General features: G+C 60.1%; 18 protein-coding genes. 2 read left to right on the top strand and 16 right to left on the bottom strand.

Annotation, left to right across the window (positions count from 1 at the left end):
* Positions 1-69: 69 nt before the first annotated feature.
* The 7 genes from murB to ftsW form a co-directional block, all read right to left on the bottom strand.
* Positions 70-1,002 (bottom strand): UDP-N-acetylmuramate dehydrogenase, encoded by a 933-nt coding sequence (murB, locus tag ACP15U_RS13960; protein ID WP_425045753.1) that lies wholly within the window; start codon positions 1,000-1,002, stop codon positions 70-72.
* Between the two features lie 101 nt (positions 1,003-1,103).
* Positions 1,104-1,364: a DUF2484 family protein gene (locus ACP15U_RS13955; protein ID WP_425045752.1), complete on the bottom strand. Its 261-nt coding sequence runs from the start codon at positions 1,362-1,364 to the stop codon at positions 1,104-1,106.
* On the bottom strand, positions 1,361-1,618 hold the full coding sequence (locus ACP15U_RS13950) for a DUF2484 family protein (protein WP_425045751.1): 258 nt from the start codon (positions 1,616-1,618) through the stop codon (positions 1,361-1,363). The genes ACP15U_RS13955 and ACP15U_RS13950 overlap by 4 nt, the downstream gene beginning before the upstream one ends.
* Entirely contained in the window at positions 1,615-2,802 is a 1,188-nt protein-coding gene (locus ACP15U_RS13945; protein WP_425045750.1) for an APC family permease, read from the bottom strand. Before ACP15U_RS13945 ends, ACP15U_RS13950 begins: the two co-directional genes overlap by 4 nt.
* A 55-nt stretch (positions 2,803-2,857) precedes the next feature.
* The gene (murC, locus tag ACP15U_RS13940) at positions 2,858-4,264 is read right to left on the bottom strand and encodes a UDP-N-acetylmuramate--L-alanine ligase (RefSeq protein WP_425045749.1); all 1,407 of its coding nucleotides are present in this window, start codon (positions 4,262-4,264) and stop codon (positions 2,858-2,860) included.
* On the bottom strand, positions 4,261-5,370 hold the full coding sequence (locus tag ACP15U_RS13935) for a UDP-N-acetylglucosamine--N-acetylmuramyl-(pentapeptide) pyrophosphoryl-undecaprenol N-acetylglucosamine transferase (RefSeq protein ID WP_425045748.1): 1,110 nt from the start codon (positions 5,368-5,370) through the stop codon (positions 4,261-4,263). Before ACP15U_RS13935 ends, murC begins: the two co-directional genes overlap by 4 nt.
* A complete protein-coding gene (gene ftsW / locus ACP15U_RS13930; RefSeq protein ID WP_425045747.1) occupies positions 5,370-6,533 on the bottom strand; it encodes a putative lipid II flippase FtsW in 1,164 nt (387 codons plus the stop codon). Before ftsW ends, ACP15U_RS13935 begins: the two co-directional genes overlap by 1 nt.
* A gap of 132 nt (positions 6,534-6,665) precedes the next feature.
* Between ftsW and ACP15U_RS13925 the strand changes: the two genes are divergently transcribed.
* Positions 6,666-7,862 (top strand): NAD(P)/FAD-dependent oxidoreductase, encoded by a 1,197-nt coding sequence (locus ACP15U_RS13925; protein ID WP_425045746.1) that lies wholly within the window; start codon positions 6,666-6,668, stop codon positions 7,860-7,862.
* A gap of 33 nt (positions 7,863-7,895) precedes the next feature.
* Here the strand turns inward: ACP15U_RS13925 and murD are convergent, their stop codons facing one another.
* The 8 genes from murD to mraZ form a co-directional block, all read right to left on the bottom strand.
* Positions 7,896-9,311, bottom strand: a complete 1,416-nt coding sequence (murD, locus tag ACP15U_RS13920; protein ID WP_425045745.1) for a UDP-N-acetylmuramoyl-L-alanine--D-glutamate ligase — start codon at positions 9,309-9,311, stop codon at positions 7,896-7,898.
* Between the two features lie 161 nt (positions 9,312-9,472).
* Entirely contained in the window at positions 9,473-10,555 is a 1,083-nt protein-coding gene (gene mraY / locus ACP15U_RS13915) for a phospho-N-acetylmuramoyl-pentapeptide-transferase (protein ID WP_425045744.1), read from the bottom strand.
* A 32-nt stretch (positions 10,556-10,587) separates the two neighbouring features.
* Positions 10,588-11,973, bottom strand: a complete 1,386-nt coding sequence (locus ACP15U_RS13910) for a UDP-N-acetylmuramoyl-tripeptide--D-alanyl-D-alanine ligase (protein WP_425045743.1) — start codon at positions 11,971-11,973, stop codon at positions 10,588-10,590.
* The gene (locus ACP15U_RS13905; RefSeq protein ID WP_425045742.1) at positions 11,970-13,463 is read right to left on the bottom strand and encodes a UDP-N-acetylmuramoyl-L-alanyl-D-glutamate--2,6-diaminopimelate ligase; all 1,494 of its coding nucleotides are present in this window, start codon (positions 13,461-13,463) and stop codon (positions 11,970-11,972) included. The genes ACP15U_RS13910 and ACP15U_RS13905 overlap by 4 nt, the downstream gene beginning before the upstream one ends.
* A 21-nt stretch (positions 13,464-13,484) precedes the next feature.
* Complete coding sequence (locus tag ACP15U_RS13900) at positions 13,485-15,269, bottom strand: peptidoglycan D,D-transpeptidase FtsI family protein (RefSeq protein WP_425045741.1); 1,785 nt, start codon at positions 15,267-15,269, stop codon at positions 13,485-13,487.
* Entirely contained in the window at positions 15,266-15,619 is a 354-nt protein-coding gene (gene ftsL, locus ACP15U_RS13895; protein ID WP_425045740.1) for a cell division protein FtsL, read from the bottom strand. The genes ACP15U_RS13900 and ftsL overlap by 4 nt, the downstream gene beginning before the upstream one ends.
* The gene (gene rsmH, locus ACP15U_RS13890; protein ID WP_425045739.1) at positions 15,616-16,608 is read right to left on the bottom strand and encodes a 16S rRNA (cytosine(1402)-N(4))-methyltransferase RsmH; all 993 of its coding nucleotides are present in this window, start codon (positions 16,606-16,608) and stop codon (positions 15,616-15,618) included. The genes ftsL and rsmH overlap by 4 nt, the downstream gene beginning before the upstream one ends.
* A gap of 4 nt (positions 16,609-16,612) precedes the next feature.
* On the bottom strand, positions 16,613-17,131 hold the full coding sequence (gene mraZ / locus ACP15U_RS13885; RefSeq protein ID WP_425045738.1) for a division/cell wall cluster transcriptional repressor MraZ: 519 nt from the start codon (positions 17,129-17,131) through the stop codon (positions 16,613-16,615).
* Positions 17,132-18,110: 979 nt separating this feature from the next.
* On the opposite strand from mraZ, the gene ACP15U_RS13880 reads away from it, so the two are divergent.
* Complete coding sequence (locus ACP15U_RS13880; protein WP_425045737.1) at positions 18,111-18,329, top strand: DUF1127 domain-containing protein; 219 nt, start codon at positions 18,111-18,113, stop codon at positions 18,327-18,329.
* Positions 18,330-18,764: 435 nt separating this feature from the next.
* Here the strand turns inward: ACP15U_RS13880 and ACP15U_RS13875 are convergent, their stop codons facing one another.
* Entirely contained in the window at positions 18,765-21,182 is a 2,418-nt protein-coding gene (locus tag ACP15U_RS13875; protein ID WP_425045736.1) for an ATP-dependent helicase, read from the bottom strand.
* Between the last annotated feature and the right edge of the window lie 116 nt (positions 21,183-21,298).

The following is a 21,298-nucleotide window of genomic DNA, read 5'->3' as shown; positions in this document are numbered from 1 at the left end:
GGCCCGTGCTCTTATTATTCCCACCCGTCCCGGTTTTTGCCTGATCGGTTCAACGGCTGGATCTTTTGTTCATTGGCTATCCTGCGGCTCACCGACCCGCATGATTTCCCATTCTAGCGTTATGCCGCTGTTCTCGTAAACCTTTTTTCGCACCTCCTCGCCCAGCCCTTCAAGGTCCGCTGCGGTCGCGCCGCCAGTGTTGATCAGGAAGTTCGAGTGTTTCTCGCTCATCTGCGCTCCACCCCGCCGTGCGCCGCGCATTCCGGCATCGTCTATAACCTTCCACGCTTTCAGATCGTGTACGTCATCGGCCTCCCCAGTCGAGGAAAAACCGGCCGGGTTCCGAAAGGTGGAGCCGGCGCTGCGGTCCTTGGTAGGCTGGGTTTCGTCGCGCTTTTCCAGCTGGATATCCATCCGCGACCGCAGCTCAGCCGGGTCGCCTTCGGGCCCCCGAAATACGGCCGAGATCAGCACCGCACCGGCAGGCAGGTCACTGGTCCGATAGCGAAAGTTCAAATCCGCCGACTGCAATTCCTGCAACTCTCCGGACCGCGTCACTATCGTGGCTGACTGCAGCACATCGGCAACATAACTGCCGTAACACCCGGCGTTCATCCGAACTGCACCACCGATCGAACCGGGGATGGTTCGCAAAAAGGTCAGGTCAACGCCTGAATCCGCAGCCTTGCGCGCCACATGGGCATCCAGTGCAGCCGCCCCCGCTGTCACGCGCTGCCCTTGGATTTCGATCCCATTGAACCCACGCCCGAGTCGGATCACCACCGCTCTGACGCCTCCGTCGCGCACGATCAGGTTCGATCCCACGCCCATGGGAAACACCTTTACCCCTTTCGGCAACATCCGCAGGAACGCCTGCAAGTCTTCTGTATCGGCTGGTTGAAACAGGTAGTCTGCCGGCCCGCCGACCCGTAACCAGGTCAATTCGGACAGCATTCGTTTCGGCGTCAGCCGCCCTTTGACCTTCAGTTCTTCCAGATTCATCTTCTGTCCTGTCAGCTACCCACATGGGCGACCAGGTCACCCCTAGCGCAGTTGACCGACCGGAACAACGGCGGCGGGCAACGTTCGGGCTGGCGCTGCGATCAAGAGCGGCGCGCTGAGCCAATCCGCTGCCGCAGCCAACGGCCGAGATAGACGACCGGCCAGCGCAACACGCTCATACCCGCAGCCAAAACCGCCAGGCCCCACCACGGCCCATTTTCGTAGGTGACGTATCCCAAAATCGGAATCCCAACCGCAATCAATCCATACGCCCGGGCCCAGTGGTTGTCCCGGCTGGGCAGCATGGCGAGCAGATTGGCAATCACGGCCCAGAAACACGCGAGAGTCAGCGAAGTCGTCATACACCCGGCCCTCCGGTTTCCAGCCCGCGGAACCGCCGCCAGAAATACCTAAGCGGATTGCGGAACATCGACAGAAATGCCGCAAGCCCCGCCATTGCTGCAATCCAGCCCAGTTCATATCCGAGAAAGCCGATAAGAACCGGGGCAAGTACAAGCAGGATCACTCCGGGCACGTATTGCAGCCGCATCGGCAGCAAAGCGACCAGCGTCGCAGCCAGCACCCAGATTGCCCCCAAAATAACTGACAGGCTCATATTGCCCCTCCGATTGCCACAGCCAGCGCCGATACGGACAGAATCAGGCCGCTCACGGGCACAATCATGGGCACTTCGAACGGCGCACCTGGCGCGCGGCGCTTTTGCAGGATCAGCGCGAGATTTACCAGAGTGAATACACTCAGTAGAATTGTCGATGTTGTTCCGGCCAATGTTTCCAAGGGCACGAACAGCGCTGCAAGGATGACCAGACCGCCAATCAGAAATGTTGCCAGAGCCGGGGTCCCGAACCTCGGGTGGGCGCGGTGGAAAACGGCAAGAGCCCTTTCGCGTCGGCCGAGGCCAAACAGGACCCGGCTGGCCATCACGATCTGCGCCAAAACTCCGTTTAACGCAGCAAATACCGCGATGGTCGACAAGAAGGCGCCGCTGCTGCCTTTTGCGGTTTGCCAGACGAGCGCGAGCGGGCTGTCGGACCCTGCCAGCGCCTCAAGAGGAACCGCCCGCACCGCGGCCCAGCTGACCAGCATATAGATCGCGGAGGTAAGACAAAGCGAAATCAGGATCGATTTGGGCAGCGTGCGAAAAGGATCGCGCGCTTCTTCGGCCATGTTGACGATGTCTTCGAAACCGATGAAGGCGAAGAAGGCCAAGACGCCTCCCAGCCCGATACCAACCCAGTGCGGCTCAGCTGACAGCTTCCAATCGGCCGAGGGCTCGGCTCCGAAGCCGGCCCAGACGACCAACCCAAGCCCAACCAGTTCGATCACGGTAAAAACGGCCGCAAGTGCAAGGCTTTCCAGCACACCGAATATCGCTACAGCCGTCAGCGCGGCGCCAAGCAGCAGGATCGCCAGTTGCGGGCTCATGTCGACAACCGCCGTTAAGTAACCGACGCCGCCCCGCAGAACGGCGCCCGCCGAAATGGTCCCGGCAGCAACGATGGCAAGCCCGACCAGAACCGCCAGAAATTCACTGTTCAATCCCGTTCCGACATAGGCAGCCTCGCCAGCGGCCTCGGGGATACGGGTGGAGAACTCGGCATAGCTGAGAGCCGTCGGCGCGGCGATCAGGCCGGCCAATAGAAAGGATAGAGGAGCCCAGATTCCAGCATCGCCGGCAACCGCGCCGACAAGCACATAGATGCCGGCCCCGACCATCACCCCGACGCCATAAGCGGTGAGTAGGCCCGGCCCTAGTCTTCGTTTGAGCGGTTCATCCACGGATTCACCCTCCAAACACCTCGCCATGCAGGCACGGAGAGGCAGAATCCATCTGTTACGACGCCTTTTTCATCAAACGCCCCGGCAGCCCGTTTGCCCATGCGCTAATTGTCCCAGCACCAAGGCAAACGACCATATCACCGGGCCGCGCCTGCTCACGCACGAGGCGTTCCAGATCGTCCTCGCTCAGGATCGCACGGGCATGACGATGGCCGTGCCGGATCAGTCCGGCAACAAGATCATCGCGTCCGGCGCCCTCGATCGGCTCTTCGCCCGCTGCAAACACCTCTGCAATTGCGACCACGTCGGCCTCGTTGAAACAGGCGCAGAAATCTTCGAACAGGTTCGACAGACGGGAATAGCGGTGCGGCTGATGAACGGCGATGACGCGGCCCTCGGTCGCCTGCCGCGCCGCCTTGAGCACAGCGGCAATTTCAACCGGATGATGGCCATAGTCATCGATGATGGTAACGCCCTCAACTTCGCCCACCTTGGTGAACCGGCGATTTACACCACCAAAGTTGGCCAGCGCCTCGCGGATCTCGACGGTCTTCATGCCCAGATGCCGCGCGACGGCCACCGCTGCCAGCGCATTTGATACATTGTGATCACCCGGCATGGGCAGGGTGCAGCCTTCGATCATCTGGTCTTCATGCTGAAGCAGGATATCGAAATGCGCGACACCAGCCTTGTAGGTCAGGTTCACGGCCCGGACATCCGCCTGCGCATTAAAACCATAAGTACGCACGCGCCGGTCAGTGATGCGGCCCACAAGCGCTTGCACTTCAGCATGGTCCGTGCAGCAAACGGCCAGACCGTAAAATGGAATGTTCGAAACAAATTCCAGGAATCCGTCGCGCAAGGTATCGAAATCGCCCCAGTGTTCCATATGCTCCGGGTCGATATTGGTGACGATCGCGACGGTTGCCGGCAAACGGTTGAAGGATCCATCGCTTTCGTCTGCCTCGACGACCATCCACTCGCCCTGCCCCATCCGCGCGTTCGAACCATAGGCGTGAATTATGCCGCCATTGATGACAGTGGGATCGAAATCACCAGCCACCATAAGTTCGGCCATCATCGTCGTCGTGGTGGTTTTGCCATGAGTTCCGGCGATAGCGACGTTGGATTTCAGTCGCATGAGTTCGGCCAGCATGTCTGCGCGGCGAACCACTGGCAGCCCACGCGATCGGGCCTCGTCCAGTTCCGGGTTCCCCCGTTTGATCGCAGAAGAAATCACCACGACCGCCGCGCCTTCAAGGTTTTCCGCTTTTTGGCCAACAAAGATCTCGGCCCCCAGATCCGAGAGCCGGTCGGTGATCTTCGACGCCTTCAGATCCGAGCCCTGCACCCGATACCCGAGATTGAGCAACACCTCGGCAATGCCAGACATGCCGATCCCGCCGATACCGACGAAATGAATGGGGCCAACGTCCTGCGGAAGTTTGGTTGCGGGGTTCATGCGGTCTCCTTTTCGGCCTGTCGTTCAGCCAGACCTTCGACAAGTGCAACCAGACGCTCAGTCGCGTCGGGGGCACCGACGGCGAGGGCGGCGTGGGCCATCTGGGTTGCAGCCTGAGGGTTGGTCAGAACCGTGGTGATTTGCGCCGCGAGGCTCGCGGAGTCAAGTTTGCTTTCAGGGACCATGATCGCGGCGCCAGCCTCGACCAGTCCGCGTGCGTTGGCGGTTTGGTGATCTCCGGCAGCCGCAGCAAAGGGAACCAATATCGAAGGCCTACCAATCACAGTGAGGTCCGCGATCGACGAGGCGCCGGCCCGGCTGATCACCAGTTGAGCTTCGGACATCCGGGCAGGCACATCGTTAAAAAAGGGCTGCACATCTGCGTCGATGCCGTGCTCAGCATAATATTTGGAAACCCGTTCTCCGTCCTCGTCACGCGCCTGATGCGAAACCCGCAAATGGTTGCGGATCTCCTCCGGGAGGCCAGCAATTGCCTGGGGTACAATGTCCGAGAGAATTCGGGCCCCCTGACTGCCGCCCATGACAAGGATCGACATCGGATAGTCGCCCGGCGGGATGTATGCCGCGGCGGCACGTTCCAGCACCGCTGCGCGCACCGGGTTCCCGATATGCGCACCCTCTGCGCCTTCTGGCAATTCCGTCGGCCAGACACCACAAGCGACACCGGCCACGCGTTTGGCAAAGATCTGGTTGACCCGTCCGAGAACTCCGTTCTGTTCGTGGATCATTCGCGGCACGCCCAGCAAGGTCGCCGCCCCCAACGCCGGGATTGACGGGTAGCCGCCAAAGCCGACCACCACGTCCGGGCGATCCCTTTGCATTTGCAACGCCATTCCAAGTACACCGGCCGCAATCTTGGGTCCGACCATGGCTTTGGCGGCGATACCGCCGCGAGAAAAAGTTGCAGATGTCGCCTCGGTGATTTCAACCGAATGCGGGAACCCGCCCGTGTACCTGGATCCGCGCTCGTCGGTCGACAATCGAACCCGCCACCCGCGTTTCAGCATGGCCTCGGCGAGCGCCTGTGCGGGGAACATATGTCCTCCCGTACCACCAGCCGCCATCAAGAGGTACTTACCGCCCATCAGCCCCGCCCACGCAGAATATCGGCGATCTCGCCCTGCGGCCGCGTTCGGGTAAAAGCCAGCAGCATGCCGACGGCAATCCCGCCCGCGATAAGTGAAGACCCACCATAGCTGACAAAAGGCAATGTCATGCCCTTTGCAGGGAGCAACCGCACGGCAACCCCCATGTTGATCATCGCCTGGACGCCGAACATGCAGGCCAATCCCGTCCCGGCAAGCCGGATGAACGGATCGCGCTCACGCATCAGACGGAACAGGGACCGGACAACAATCAGCCCGTAAAGAGCGATGATGATCAAAACAAGGATCAGGCCGTATTCCTCCGCCGCGACAGCAATAATGAAATCCGTATGGGCGTCAGGCAGAGACCATTTTACTTCGCCCTCGCCGACTCCAACGCCAAACAGACCTCCTTCGCGGATCGCGTTGGTGGCATATCCCAGCTGTGTTGTGGGATCGACCTCGGGGTTCAGAAACCCGTCGATCCGGCGCGCGAAATGCTCGGAATTCGAATAGGCGACCGTGCCGGCGAACACCACCAACCCGGCCATGATCACCAGCAAAAGCATGGGTGCCCCGGCTACGAAGTACATCACGCCCCAGCCGAACAGCACAAGGCAGGCCTGCCCGAAATCCGGCTGCGCAACGAGCATTCCCACAATGGCCATGCACAGGGCGAAGGACCACAGAGTTCCCGGCGGGCCATTGATCTGCTGGCTGGCCGCCATCAGCCACGCCGCGACAACGACAAAACCGGGCTTTAGGAACTCCGAAGGCTGCAATGACGCGAAACCCAGCGAGTACCAGCGCACCGCTCCCTTGCCGAAATCCGTTCCGAAAACCGGCAGCAGGGCCAGTGCTACGAATGCCACCAGAAATCCCAGCACGGACAGTCGCCGAACCAGTGTCGGAGACATCATCGAGGTGATCAGCATGGCCACCAAAGCGGCCCCGCCGAACACCATCTGGCGTTGCACATAGTGAAACTGCCCAAAGCCGTTGCGTTCTGCCAGCGGCACCGATGCTGCCAGCGCCAGAAGCAAACCGATCCCGAACAGGATTAACACGCAGGACATGCTCCACTTGTCCAGCGTCCGCCACCACTTGGGAAGGATAGGTTCGCCGCGCTGGTCCGGGACCGCGCCATACACCATCTCTGTCATAGGCCTTTACCGCTCACTGCCTCTGTACTGCCCCGTTTTTCGGGGTCTGTGCCGGATTCTACAGGGAAACTGGCGATCAGACCAGCCTCTTCCTCTTGCCATTGGCAGCATTCCGCGTCAGGTGGCCTGTTCATGGGGAAAGCGACAAGATACGAGACCATCATTCTCGGCGCCGGCGCCGCCGGCATGATGTGTGCGATACAGGCCGGGCCCGGCACGCTTGTGCTCGATCATGCCAAGTCACCGGGGGAAAAGATCCGCATCTCGGGTGGCGGGCGGTGCAACTTCACAAATCTGCACGCTGGACCTGACAACTTCCTTTCCGAAAACCCGCATTTCGCAAAATCCGCTCTGGCCCGTTACACTCAGTGGGATTTCATAGATCTTGTCGACCGTCACGGAATTGCGTGGCACGAAAAGACGCTCGGGCAGCTTTTTTGCGACGGATCCGCCAAGCAGATCGTTTCAATGCTGCGCGCTGAAATGGAGCGCGCGGGTGCAAAGCTTTGGCTCTTTACCGCCCTGGCTGACCTGCAAAAGACCGAAGATGGCTTTGCCTTGTCCGTGGATCGTGAAGGGGAGCGTCTGGAGCTTTCCTGCCGCAACCTTGTGCTGGCAACCGGCGGCAAGTCGATCCCGAAAATGGGAGCCACCGGGCTCGCCTATGACATCGCCCGGCAGTTCGGGTTGCGCGTCACGGATACCCGCGCCGCTCTGGCGCCGTTCACTTTCAGTGACGGGCGATTCAAGGCGTTGTCAGGCCTCTCGCTGCCGGTACATGCCGCCAATGATCGCTGTGGTTTTGAAGAGGCGCTGCTGTTTACCCATCGCGGCCTGTCTGGGCCGGCCATACTTCAGCTTTCCTCCTATTGGCGCGAGGGAGAAGAAATCAGCATTGACCTGCTTCCCGGCGGCGACGGGTTGGAAACCCTGCGCTCCCGACGGCAGTTCGAGGGCCGCAAGGCACTCACGACCGAGCTTTCCCGCCTGTTGCCCGCGCGTCTGGTTGATCATCTTGCCGAAGATGCCGATTTCTCCGGCAATCTCGCGGACCAGTCGGACCGACGCCTGAACGAGATTGTCTCCGGGTTGCGTAACTGGCGACTGACCCCATCCGGTACCGAGGGATATCGAACGGCAGAGGTTACACTTGGCGGAATTGACACGGCGGAACTGTCATCGCGCAGCATGGAAGCGAGCTCTGTTACCGGTCTTTTCTTCATCGGCGAAGCCGTGGATGTCACCGGTTGGCTTGGGGGTTACAATTTTCAGTGGGCTTGGAGTTCGGGGCATGCGGCCGGTCAGGAAATCCGGCGCCGGACCGACTGACCTCCGAAAAAGAGCCTCAGTCACATTGGCCCTTCAGCTGCCTGACGAGTCCATACCCAAACGGGACGCTACCTCGTTGGCAAAATCAGTTCCGCGTTGTTCAAAGTTGTCATATTGATCGAAACTTGCTGCGGCAGGAGCTAACAAAACGGTGTCACCCGCCTGCGCCTCACTCATGGCGCGTTCAACTGCAACAGCCATTGAGGTGCAGATTTCCGTTTCCACTTTGAGCTGCAAGGCGAACTGCGCGGCCTCGCGCCCGATTACATACGCCTTTACGACAGCCCCAGCAGCCGCGTTCAATGCCGCAAGACCACCCTCTTTCTCCAAACCGCCACATATCCAGCGGATACTGGAAAAAGCGCTCAGAGCCTTGGCCGCGCTGTCGATGTTGGTCGCCTTGCTGTCGTTGACGTAGGTGACACCACCGGATTCAGCGATGATCTGGCTGCGATGTGGCAGGCCGGGAAAGGTGTGAAAGGCCGCCTCGATCACTCTCGGAGCCAGTCCCAGCGCCCGGCAGGTCGCGTAAGCAGCGCAGGCATTCTGATGGTTATGTGCTCCGGGCAATCCCTTGATCCCACGCAGATCGATAGACCCGGCCTGCCGACCCTTGCGATACTCCGACAGGAACCCTTTGCGCACAAAGACCTGCCAGCCGGGGCCGGACAACTTGCGTCCTGCACTAACACGGATCACCCGGTCATCAGCTGCGCCTTCGGCAAGTTGCCCTGCAAGGAACCGACCTTCTGCCTCGTCGACGCCAATGATGGCGCGATCCGGACCACCTTCGGAAAACAGCCGGCGTTTGGCTGCGAAGTACCCCCCCATGCCGCCATGCCGATCCAGATGATCCGGCGACAGGTTGGTAAACACCGCCACGTCCGGGGTCAGGGCCCGGGCAAGTTCGGTCTGATACGAACTGAGCTCCAGAACAACCACTTCGCCATCCTGCGGCGGATCGATATCCAGCACGCCACGACCGATATTACCTGCCAGCTGGGTGGGACGGCCGGCTTCGGTCAGGATGTGATGGATCAGGGCCGACGTCGTCGATTTGCCGTTCGAGCCGGTCACCGCCACGACCTGCGGCATGGTGTCAAACTTTTCCCAACTTTGCGAGGCATAGGACCGGAAGAACAATCCGATGTCGTTGTCCGTCGGAACACCTGCCTCCAGCGCTGCTGCCACCATCGGGTTGGGTTCGGGATAGAGATGCGGAATACCGGGCGACAGCACCAGCCGGTCAACGCCGTCGAAGGCGCCGGGTTTTCTCAGGTCACGGCAGGTGAACCCCTCTGCTTCCGCAACTTCGCGGGCGGCCGGATTGTCATCCCAGCAGACGGGGCTTGCACCACCTGCCTTCAGGGCGCGCGCAGCCGACAGGCCGGAACGGCCCAGGCCGAGAATGGCCACCGACTGACCTTCCATCGTTTTGACCGGGATCACCGTGCGTATCCTCCCTGTTCAGGCTGGTTCGGAAGCAACCCTGTAACGGGCGGGGTTAGGATTGCAAGAGCTTGTCCCGCGCGGGGGCGCAGGCGCGCCAGCGCCTGCCGGGCCCAACGTCTGGCAGGAGGGCGCAGCCCTTCGAAGGCGGTGGGAGCGCCTTACCGCACCTTCAGCGTCGCCAGGCCGATCATCGCGAGGATCAGCGAAATGATCCAGAAGCGGATCACGATGGTGGGTTCGGCCCATCCCTTTTTCTCGTAGTGATGATGGATCGGCGCCATCAGGAAAACCCGTTTTCCGGTGCGCTTGAAATAGAGAACCTGAATGATGACCGAAAGTGCCTCGACCACAAAGAGGCCGCCGACAATCGCCAGCACGAGCTCGTGCTTGGTGGCCACGGCAATCGCGCCCAATGCACCACCCAGCGCCAGAGATCCTGTATCGCCCATGAATACTGCGGCGGGCGGGGCGTTGTACCACAAAAACCCGAGACCGGCACCGAAGAGCGCCATGGTAAAGATGAAAATCTCACCCGTGCCCGGCACGTAATGCACGTCGAGATATTCGGTAAAGTCGACCCGCCCGACCGCATAGGCGATCACGCCAAGTGTCGAGCCGGCAATCATCACCGGCATGATCGCCAAACCATCAAGACCATCGGTCAGATTGACTGCGTTGGCAGCACCCACGACGACCACCACTGCGAACGGGATATAGAGAATGCCCAGATTGATCAGCGTATCCTTGAACACCGGCAGAGCCAGCTTGTTCTGCAACGGCTCGGGATGGAACTGTGCCGCCCACACGGCAGCGATCACCGCAATTAGAATCCCAAGCGCCAGCCTGAGCTTGCCCGGTACGCCCTTGGTGTTCTGCTTGGACACCTTTGCGTAGTCATCGGCAAAACCGATTGCGGCGTAGGCCAGCGTTACAAAGAGAACCATCCACACAAAGGGGTTGTCCCAACGCGCCCAGAGCAGGGTTGAGGTTACAAGGGCGCCGACAATCAGAAGGCCTCCCATTGTTGGCGTGCCAACCTTTGCAATATGCGCTTCGGGACCGTCATCGCGGATCGGCTGCCCCTTGCCCTGCCGCTTGCGCAGAACGTTGATCAGGGGCTTGCCGAACAGAAAACCAAAAACAAGAGCGGTAAGAAAAGCGCCGCCAGAGCGAAATGTAATGTAGCGGAACAGGTTCCAGATGTCCCCGCCATCCGACAATGCGGTCAACCAATAAAGCATATCACCCTTTCTTTGCCCTGCGCGGGCGTCGTTCAAGCGCGCTCGCCATGACCCATTTTCCGGATGGCGTCAACGATCCGCGCCAATCCCATACTGAGCGACCCTTTGACCAGCACGATATCGCCATCTCTCAGCATGTCGGGCAGCCGGGCGGCCAGGTCCTCGCAGGTCTCACTCCAGAGGCCGCGCCGGCCTTCCGGCAGAGCCGCATGCAATGACTGCATCAGGGGACCAACACAATGGACCGTGTCGATAGATTTCATTGCCGGAAGGCTGGCAAGTCCGGCGTGGAGGGCTTCGGCCTGCGGGCCCAGCTCTTTCATATCGCCCACTATGGCAATATGACGCTTGCCGGAAGCGCCTGCCAATACGTCCAGCGCCGCCGCCATCGAGGCGGGGTTGGCGTTGTAACTGTCATCAATCAGGTCCAGCGAACCAGTTTGGCGCGTTATCGTCTCGCGGGCTCCGCGCCCTTGGAACGGCGTCCATTTGGACAGGCTTTCGGCAGCGCGCTGCAGATCGGCGCCCAGCGCCACACAGGCGGCTAGGGCTCCCAGTGCGTTTGATGCAAAATGCGCCCCGGCCGCATTGAGTTCGATAAACAGCGGAAAGCCATCAATACGTGCGGTGCCGCTCAGACGGTCGCCCTTGCGTGTCAGTGTCTCCAGATGGTTCGGAGCATCCTTCGGACCAAAGGGCGAAAGCCGTGCCCCTGACTTTTCGGCAAGATCCTTCAGGATCGTAGACTGGGGCAGGCCAGCATTGTAGACGGCGACGCTCTGAGGCAACAAACCTTGGAAAATTGCACCTTTCTCGCGGGCAATGTCATCAACCGAGTCGAAAGCCTCGAGATGAGCCGCCGCCACAGTGGTCACCAGGGCGACATGTGGTCGGGCCTGACGCGCCAACGGCTCGATTTCTCCCGGGTGGTTCATTCCGATTTCAATGATTGCAAATTCGGTGTCGCGGGGCATCCGCGCAAGGGTCAAGGGAACGCCCCAATGGTTGTTGTAGCTGGCAACACTGGCATGGGTACGGCCCTGATCGGACAGCATGACCGACAGCATCTCCTTGGTGGATGTCTTGCCCGCACTTCCCGTCACCGCCACCACTTTGGCGGCAGTGTGCGCGCGGGCAGCGGCGCCCAGTGCTTCCAGCCCGGCCTGAACATCTTCGACAATCAACAGAGGGGCGTCTTCGCTGACCCCGTCTGGCACTCTTGAGACCATCGCCGCAGCAGCCCCTTTCCCCAGCGCCTGCGCAACGAATTCGTGCCCGTCCCGCGCCGCGGTCAACGCAACAAAGAGATCACCGGGCTGCAGCGTGCGGGTATCGATCGAAACCCCGGTTGCTTCCCACGTGCAGGTCGCCCGCCCGTGGGTCGCTGTTTCAGCGTCCTGAGATATCCAGAGCGTCATGCCATCCTCCCATCCAGCGCGGCAACGGCAACGCTGGCTTGTTCCACATCATCAAAGGGCAAAATCTGATCGCCAACGATCTGCCCGGTCTCGTGCCCCTTGCCGCAGATCAGCAACGCATCACCGGGCTCGAGCAGGTCTGCGCCGCGCAGGATCGCTTCGGCCCGATCGCCAACTTCGGTTGCATTCGGGGCACCACCCAAAACTGCAGCCCGGATGGATCCGGGGTTCTCGCTACGTGGGTTGTCATCGGTCACGATCACCAGATCCGCATTCTCGGCCGCCGCCTGCCCCATCAATGGGCGCTTGCCCGTGTCCCGGTCGCCACCGGCACCGACGATGGCCACAAGCCGGCCCATCACATGCGGGCGCAGGGCGCGCAGCGCCGTCGAAACCGCGTCGGGTGTATGCGCATAATCGACAAACACCGCCGCGCCGTTGTCGCGTGTCGCAGCCAACTGCATGCGCCCGCGCACCGTTGTCAGATGAGGAAGGGTCTCAAAAACACGTTCGGGATCTTCGCCACCGGCGATGACCAGACCGCAGGCCAAAAGCACGTTTTCCGCCTGAAACCCGCCAATGAGGTGCAACCGGGCCTGATAAGGTCTGCCCTGCCACGAAAACCGAAGATCCTGACCGGTCGCGTTAAAGCGCTGGTTCAGAAGGACCAGATCGCTGCCCGTGTGCCCGACGGTCAGGACGTTCTGACCTCTTGCCGCCGCGATGGCCCGCATTTCCGCACCGCGCGGGTCGTCCAGGTTGATGACCGCGGTGCCGTCCTCGGGCAACACACGACGGAACAAACCCGCCTTGGCCGCGAAATAGGCCTCGAACGTGTCATGATAATCAAGGTGATCCTGAGTGAAATTGGAGAACCCGGCAGCCTTCAGGTGGACACCGTCAAGCCTGCGTTGTTCGAGCCCATGACTCGATGCTTCCATCGCGGCATGTGTCACGCCCGCCTCGGCAGCTCCGGCAAGACAGCGATGCAGAGTTATTGGCTCAGGCGTGGTGTGTGCCAGCGGCGCGGTCCACGCACCTTCAACCCCGGTTGTGCCAAGATTGACCGCCGCGTGACCGAGTTCCATCCAGATCTGGCGCACAAATGACGAAACAGAAGTCTTTCCGTTGGTGCCCGTAACCGCAATCATGGTTTCGGGCTGCTTGCCAAACCAAAGTGCGGCGGCACAAGCCAAGGCCTGACGCGGATCCTCGACAACCACCAGCGCGACATCTGCCCCGGACAGAGCATCCGCTGCCAGAGCCGCGCCCTCCGCGTCCGTCAGGATGGCCGCGGCGCCAAGCTCCATCGCCCCGAGAACAAAACGTGCTCCGTGAACCTGAGTTCCGGGCAGTGCCGCGAACAGATGTCCGGGTTCCACCGCGCGACTGTCTACGGAAAGCCCCGAAATCTGCGGATCCAGTGCTCCGCGCGCGGTCAGGGCCAGCTGGCTGAGAGGTTTTGCCTGTTTGCCCGTGACGTTGCCCATATTCTGCCCACCCGCTACTGCCTAGTTCGAGGTCAGCGTTATACCAGCCAGCTGTCCCGGCTCAACCTTCGGCCTGAGCCCGAGAAGCGGCGCCACGCGACCGATCAGTTCGGCTGCCACCGGCACCGCCGTCCAACCCGCCGTGCGTCGCTCCTCGCCATGCGCAATGACAGAGGGCTCATCCAGTGTAACGATCAGCACGTATTGCGGATCGCTGGCCGGAAACATCGACGCAAAGGTGGCGATCACCTTGTTCTCGTAGTACCCGCCGCGCGGTTTGGGTTTGTCCGCCGTGCCGGTCTTGCCAGCCACTTCGTATCCCGGAACTTCTCCGAAACTGGCGGTGCCGCTGGTCACGACCTTGCGCAGCATCAACTGTGCCTGACCAGCGGCGTTCGCTGACATGACCCGCGGACCGTGTTGCGACCCATTCTGCTTCAGGATTGTCGGGCTGACATAATGTCCGCCATTGGCGATCGCGGCGTACCCGGCCGCAAGGTGCATCGGGCTGGTCGAAAGACCGTGACCGTAGGAAATGGTGACAGTGCTCAATTCACCCCATTTTTTTGGCTTCAGCGGTTTGCCACCGGCCGCCTCGACAATCTCAAACGGTGTTGCATCGAACATCCCAAGCGCATCAAGAAACGCCTGCTGTCTTTTCGACCCGATCTGCAATGCCAGCCGCCCTGTGCCCCGGTTCGAGCTTTTGACGATGATGTCCGCGACGCTCAGATCGCCATAGTTCTTGTTGCGAAACTCTCCAATCGGAAACCGACCGATCCTCATCGGGCCGGATGTGTCGATGATGGTTTCCGAATTCACCAACCCAAGATCAACAGCCTGCGCAGCGGTAAAGATCTTGAACGTGGAGCCAAGTTCGTAAACACCCTGCACCGATCGGTTGAACAGCGGGCTGTCGGACTGGTCTCCTTGCGTCAAGGGAACAGGCCGGTCATTCGGATCGAAATCCGGCAGCGATACGACTGAGATGACCTCGCCCGTATGCACATCCATCAGCACCGAAGTTGCGCCTTTTGCGTTCATCAGCTTCATGCCGCCGTAAAGAACCTGCTCGGCCGCAGCCTGAACCGTAAGGTCCAGCGACAATTGTAGCGGCTTCGCACCGTTGGCCGGGTCGCGAAGATAGCCGTCGAATTGCTTTTCGACGCCTGCCACGCCGATCACTTCGGCGGCGCTCACACCCTCTTTGCCGAACCCGGCTCCGCCGAGCACATGCGCAGCCAAACGCCCGTTGGGATAGAGGCGCATCTCGCGCGGCCCGAAAAGCAGCCCGGGATCGCCGATGTCATGGACGGCCTGTTTCTGTTCGGGACTGATACGCTTCTTGATCCAAAGGAACTTTCTTTTGCCCGTGAAGTCCTTAATCAGGCGGTCTCTGTCGAGATCTGGAAAAATCGCCACCAACTGCTCGGCCGAAGCGACCGGATCAACCATCTGTGGCGGTTGAGCATAAAGCGAATGCGTTTCGAAATTGGTCGCCAGAATGTTGCCGTTCCGGTCCAGAATATCTGCCCGCTGCGTTGCGATGGTCGCGCCGCCGGCGCTGGCGCGCGGCTCGGCCGCTTCGGACGTGGCCAGAACACCCATGCGCCCGCCGACGAGCGCGAAAGCGCAAAAGAAAAAGGCACCCAATACGAACAGCCGACCTTCGGCGCGGGCGCGCGTGCGGTCTTGCATCTCTTCGTGACGGCGGCGGATGTTCTCCTGCTCGATAACGTCGGTGTTTTCGCCTCGAGCGCGCGCCGGAAGAATTCGCGCCAGAGGGCGCAGGGGGACTCGAGTCATGGGAACTGCTCCTGCGGCTGAGAGGAGACGTCGATTGCATCAAGGAAGCCAAGCGGATCCTCTTTGCGGGGATAGGCCACCTGATCGACGCGACCGAACTGATTTGGCGTCAAAGGCAACAGACCGAGGCGGGTAAAGTTGATCTCGGACAGTTCCCGCAGGCGGTCGGGCCGATTGAGATAGGCCCATTCCGCCCTCAGAACGCTCAACCTGACCTGCGCCGCACCAATTTCACGCTGCAAGCGTTGCGTATCCTTCAGCACTTCCTGTGTCCTGTAGTTTTCCTGATAGGCCCAGAAGGCGAGCCCGAAGACGCCCAGCGCCGTCAATACATACAGAAGGCTTCTCATGTGCGGCTCTCCTTCAGTTGCGGCATCCCGATGGCGCGCGCATCGATTGTGCCTGCGGGGGCATCTGTCCGTTGCGCCACCCGCAACTTGGCAGACCGAGCGCGCGGGTTTTCTGCCAGCTCCTGTGCATCCGGGCCAATCGCCTTGCGTGATTTCAGAACAAATTGCGGCGCATCCTGAACTGTTTCAGGCGCGTATCTGTTGGCGCGCCCTGATTGACCGGCCCGCGCTTGCAGGAAGCGTTTCACCATCCGGTCTTCGATGGAATGAAAGGTTACAACAGCCAGTTGCCCACCCGGCTTCAAGGCCCGCTCAGCGGCCATAAGGCCCTGAAACAGCTCATCATATTCAGAATTCACAGCGATACGCAGCCCCTGGAAGCTGCGGGTCGCCGGATGCGACTGGCCGGGCTTTGCCCGCGGCAGGCAGGATTCCACGATGGCTGCAAGTTGCAGGGTGGTGGTGATCGGCGCCTCGGCACGCGCCCGAACGATGGCCTTTGCGATCCGGCGGCTGGCGCGTTCCTCGCCGAAATGAAAGAGAATGTCGGCGAGGAGTGCTTCAGAAGCAGTGTTGACCAGATCCGCCGCGCTTTCACCCTCCTGGCTCATGCGCATGTCCAACGGCCCGTCTTTCATAAAAGAAAAGCCGCGTTCAGCCTGATCCAACTGCATTGACGAAACGCCGAGATCCAGAACCACGCCGTCGAGGTCCGTGGCATACTCATCCATTCGCGAAAAGACGCCCGCCTGCAATACCAACCGGTCGCCGAACTTCCTTGCCCAATCTGCTGCCATCTCGAAGGCCAGCGGATCCCGATCCACTCCAATGACCTTGTCCGCCCCGGCCTCCAGCAGTCCGCGCGTGTATCCGCCGGCGCCGAATGTTCCGTCCAGCCAGGTGCCGGTAACCGGAGCCACCGCTGCCAGAAGCGGGCGCAGCAGGACGGGAATATGAGGATCAGTTTCGGGGCGGGCCGCAGCAGCCATGCCGTCACGCGCTCCCGGTTTCGGCGGGACCGGCACCGTCGAGGAATTCCATCGGGTCGAAATCGTCACCCTGTTCGTCCAGCCACTCGTCCGCGCGAGCAAGTTCCTCGCTCTCGTAGGTGTCCGGATTCCAGATCTGGAAGGTATCCCCGGCTGCGATAAAGAATGCCTCGCCTTCCAAGCCGATTTTCTTGCGCAGCTTGGCCGGCAGGACCAGGCGGCCGGTCTCGTCCACATTGGTAGGAAAGGACTGCCCGTGGAACATGCGCTGCAACGCCTTTCGCTGCATCGAGCCACGCGGCAACGCGTCGATTTTGGCGTCGACCTCGTCGATTGCCTCCATCGTATAACACTCAAGAAACGCGCGGCGATGGTCGGCGTATACGATTACCAGTTCGGGATTGTCTCCGGATTGCCAGTTGGGATCGCCCGCTTCAAGCACACGGCGAAACGAGGCCGGGATCGACACCCTGCCCTTGCTGTCCACCTTATGGTGGCTTTCGCCTCTGAACCTGCGCGCCAAGCCGATTGTCCCTTTCGCCTGCGCCCCCTAAAATCTTCCCCGGAATGTGAAAACGGCGGGTTGATCTGCTGCCACTGATCAACCCGCCGCCTTAGCCCGCTTTGCGGGGTGTCCGACTGCGCGCGCCACCTGGGGGGATGTCTGCTCGCTCGCGCGCCGGATCTCTTAGTTCGATGAAAGCGAAGTGCCTGTATGAAACCGTTTTTTTATTGGTTGGGGTCGTTTGGCGCCCCTGCTGCCTCGTCCTCATCGGATGAACTAGGGATGCCATGGGAATTTATGGAAATCAATAGCCATCATTGGGAAAATTTCACTAAGCCACGATATGAAAGCAGCTATTGCAGAGTGAAATCAAGTGAGCGGCTGCTGAAATTCAGCCCTGATGGTGTATCAAGCAAACAGATACACCATATATAGTGGCATAGATGTTGCCTTAAATTTTTCCCACGATTTCCCGGAAAAATACAAGCCCAACCAAGGAACCACTACGCGTTCCCTCATTGTTCCCCTCACATATGGAGGAATCAGCCGACTCGACTCCACGAGCGCCCCATGATTCGGCCCTCTTTGGGGCATTTCACGGGTAGCGTCCCACCTTTTCCCACGCCCCTTCCCATGCATTCCCAGATCTGGCCAGCATCGTCTGTTCCAACGTCTTCGATTCACAGTTGGCCTCAGATCAACTGCAACTGAGCCATCCTCCCCACAAAGAATGGGCAGCTTTTCGAGCGCGGACGTTGCGTCGCAATCACATACTCCCTGCTCTTGACCCTGCGTAAAAGAACCGAGTCAAGCCAACTGAACCCTCAATAAAACATGAGCATCCGATCGGTATTCAAAAATCCTCAGGCAATCTATGCACTTGCTGCATAGCAGCATTGACCTCGCAAGCTATTGTGCACTTGCAGCATTTGCCTATCTTCATCCTCACCAACCGCGGCGCAGATGCACCGCAAGACGAAGACACGGAAACGAGAACATGGCCCTGACCACGGAATATTCCGCCTCCCAAACTGCGGCGTTCAACCTGAAAGCAGTGGCAGAAGCACTGAACAACCGGTTCGCGTGCTACCGGGTATACCGGAAGACCTACAATGAGCTTTTCGCTCTCAGCAATCGTGAGCTGGCGGATCTCGGTCTTCACCGTTCGTCTCTGCGCCGGGTTGCTTATCAAGCCGCCTACGAGGCTGGCGCATAACAGATTTCGGGTTCAGATCCCTCTCCTCCCTTGGGGTCTGACTTAGGCGGCGGCATCTTCCTCCTCCCTGATGTCGCCGCAAAAATACCGGCCCAAACCGCCGGACGCCATACACCGGGTCTCTCCTCCTCCCTGGCCTGTGTGTTGTGCAAGCGGCGGCGCCCCTCCTCCCTGGGCGCTGCCGCACCACCCCATACCAGTTGGTAGAGATGCGCCGGAACACTCCTCCTCCCTGGTTTCGGCGATGCAAGAGAACGGCGGCCCCACCTCCTCCCGGGTGCCGCCGTTTTTCATTCTTGGGACTGGGATGAACCGACAGCACCGCAACAATCCGCCGAAAGCGACCTTGGGGTCACGGAAGTTTCCAAACCGCGCTGCGGGCACAAACGTCCGAGGAAACGCAAAACTTATCAGATCCGGCCCCAAAAGGCCGATTCAGAACGGAATGTCATCGCTCGCAGACAGAAAACGTGCCAGAACCTTTTTGGTTCCTGCCTTTTCAAAGTCGATTTCGAGCTTGTCGCCTTCGATGCCAATCACGGCACCATAGCCGAATTTCTGGTGAAACACCCGTTCTCCCATTTCGAAACTGGAAACGGCGTCAAGATCAATGACCGAATTCCGGGTTTCCTTTGGCTGAGAGAGGCCCCGCTGCCCCTGCCGCGCCTGCAGTCGCTTCCATCCCGGTGAGTTGTAGACATTGGCTTCGGCGGCGCGGGTTTCGATACCGGCCTGCACCGAACCGGCGCCGTGGCCCCCATAAAGCCCCGACGGGGTCAGGACATCCACATGGGCCTCGGGCAATTCGTCAATGAACCGCGACGGCAGGGCCGATTGCCATTGCCCGAATACCCGCCGGTTGGCTGCAAAAGAAATCGTACACAGTTCCTCTGCCCGGGTAATGCCGACATAGGCCAGCCGCCGTTCTTCCTCGAGCCCCTTGATCCCATTTTCATCCATCGAGCGTTGCGATGGAAACAGGCCGTCCTCCCAACCCGGCAGGAAAACGGCAGGAAATTCGAGCCCCTTGGCGGCATGCAGGGTCATGATCGAGACTTTGCTTTCGGCGTCCTGCTTGTCGTTGTCCATGATCAGGCTGACATGTTCCAGAAACCCTTGCAGGTTCTCGAAATTGTCCAGTTGGTTCACCAGTTCCTTGAGGTTCTCCAACCGCCCCGGCGCCTCGGGCGTCTTATCATTCTGCCAATGGCCGGTGTAACCGGATTCGTCGAGAATGATCTCGGCCAGTTCGATATGGCTGACATCGGATGTACCACGCGGGGTTGGCTCGAGCGGCAACCCATCGTCAAGCACTTCTCCGTCTTCGGGCTCCAGAGTGCGGACCGGTCCCTGCATCATTGACCGCCAGCGCGCGAGGCCTTCAACCAATTCGCGCAAGGCCGCGCCACCCTTGCCTTTGATCAGGCCCGTTTCAACGGCGATACGCGCTCCGGCCAATAGCGGAACATCGTTAGCGCGGGCCGTGATCTGGATGGTCTGTTGTGCCTTATCACCCAGGCCGCGCTTAGGTGTGTTCACAATCCGCTCAAAGGCCAGATCATCATCAGGACTGACCACAAGCCGGAAATAGGCCATGGCATCACGGATCTCCATCCGTTCGTAAAACCGAGGGCCGCCAATCACACGATAAGGCAGGCCGATGGTCAGAAAACGGTCTTCGAAGGCACGCATTTGGTGGCTGGCGCGCACAAGAATGGCGATTTCGTTGAGGCTCACGGGCCGCATCCCGCGCGTGCCACCCTGCATGGAATCGATTTCCTCGCCGATCCAGCGCGCTTCTTCCTCACCATCCCAATGACCGATCAGGCGGATTTTCTCGCCCTCTTCCTTGGCGGTCCATAGCGTCTTGCCCAGACGCCCCTCGTTTCCGTCAATCACACCCGAAGCCGCAGCGAGAATGTGGGGGGTCGAGCGGTAATTCTGCTCCAGCCGGATCACCTTTGCGCCGGGAAAGTCCTTTTCGAACTTCAGGATGTTTCCGACCTCGGCACCCCGCCAGCCATAGATTGACTGGTCGTCATCGCCGACGCAGCAGATATTCTTGTGTCCCGCCGCCAGCAGTCGCAGCCAGAGATATTGGGCGACGTTGGTATCCTGATACTCGTCCACGAGGATGTAGCGGAACCACCTTTGGTATTGTTCCAGCACATCCGGATGAGACTGGAAGATCGTCACCATATGTAGCAGCAAATCACCGAAATCCACGGCATTCAGCTGGCGCAGGCGTTCTTGATATTCGGCGTAGAGCTTTGGTCCCTTACTGTTATAGGCCCCGGCATCCGCGCCGGGGATTTTATCCGGTGTCAGAGCCCGGTTTTTCCAGCTGTCAATAATTGCCGCCAATTGACGGGCGGGCCAACGTTTGTCGTCAACGCCTGCTGCCGACACCAACTGTTTGAGCAGGCGCAGCTGATCGTCGGTGTCGAGGATCGTGTAGTTCGATTTCAACCCGACCAACTCGGCATGGCGGCGCAACAGCTTGACGCAAATCGAGTGGAACGTTCCGAGCCAAGGCATGCCTTCTACAACTTCGCCCAACTGACCGGACACCCGCTCTTTCATCTCGCGTGCGGCCTTGTTGGTAAAGGTCACGGCAAGGATCTCATTCGGACGCGCCGCGCCTGTGTTCAACAGGTGCACGATCCGGGTCGTCAGCGCCTTGGTCTTACCCGTGCCGGCTCCGGCCAACATCAAAACCGGCCCGTCCAGTGTTTCCACCGCAGCGCGCTGTTCGGGGTTCAGGCCGTCCAAATAAGGCATCGGGCGTGCGGCCATGGCACGGGCGGACAGCGAGGCGCCCTCAAAGGCGTCCATTTCGTCAAAACTGCTCATGGCAGCGAACATAGCGCGATTAGGCAGGCCGTTAAAGATCCGTTCTCTCTATGTTCGCCCCGGATACGGATGAAACTCGCCAGCGACTGGACAAATTCTCAACTTTGTCGCTTTCT

This window comes from Primorskyibacter sp. S87 (genome assembly GCF_049801055.1).
In the GTDB taxonomy this organism is placed as follows: Bacteria; Pseudomonadota; Alphaproteobacteria; order Rhodobacterales; family Rhodobacteraceae; genus JBNAGF01.
The sequence above is the reverse complement of the archived record's forward strand: the minus strand, read 5'-3'. Positions and strand labels throughout refer to the sequence as shown.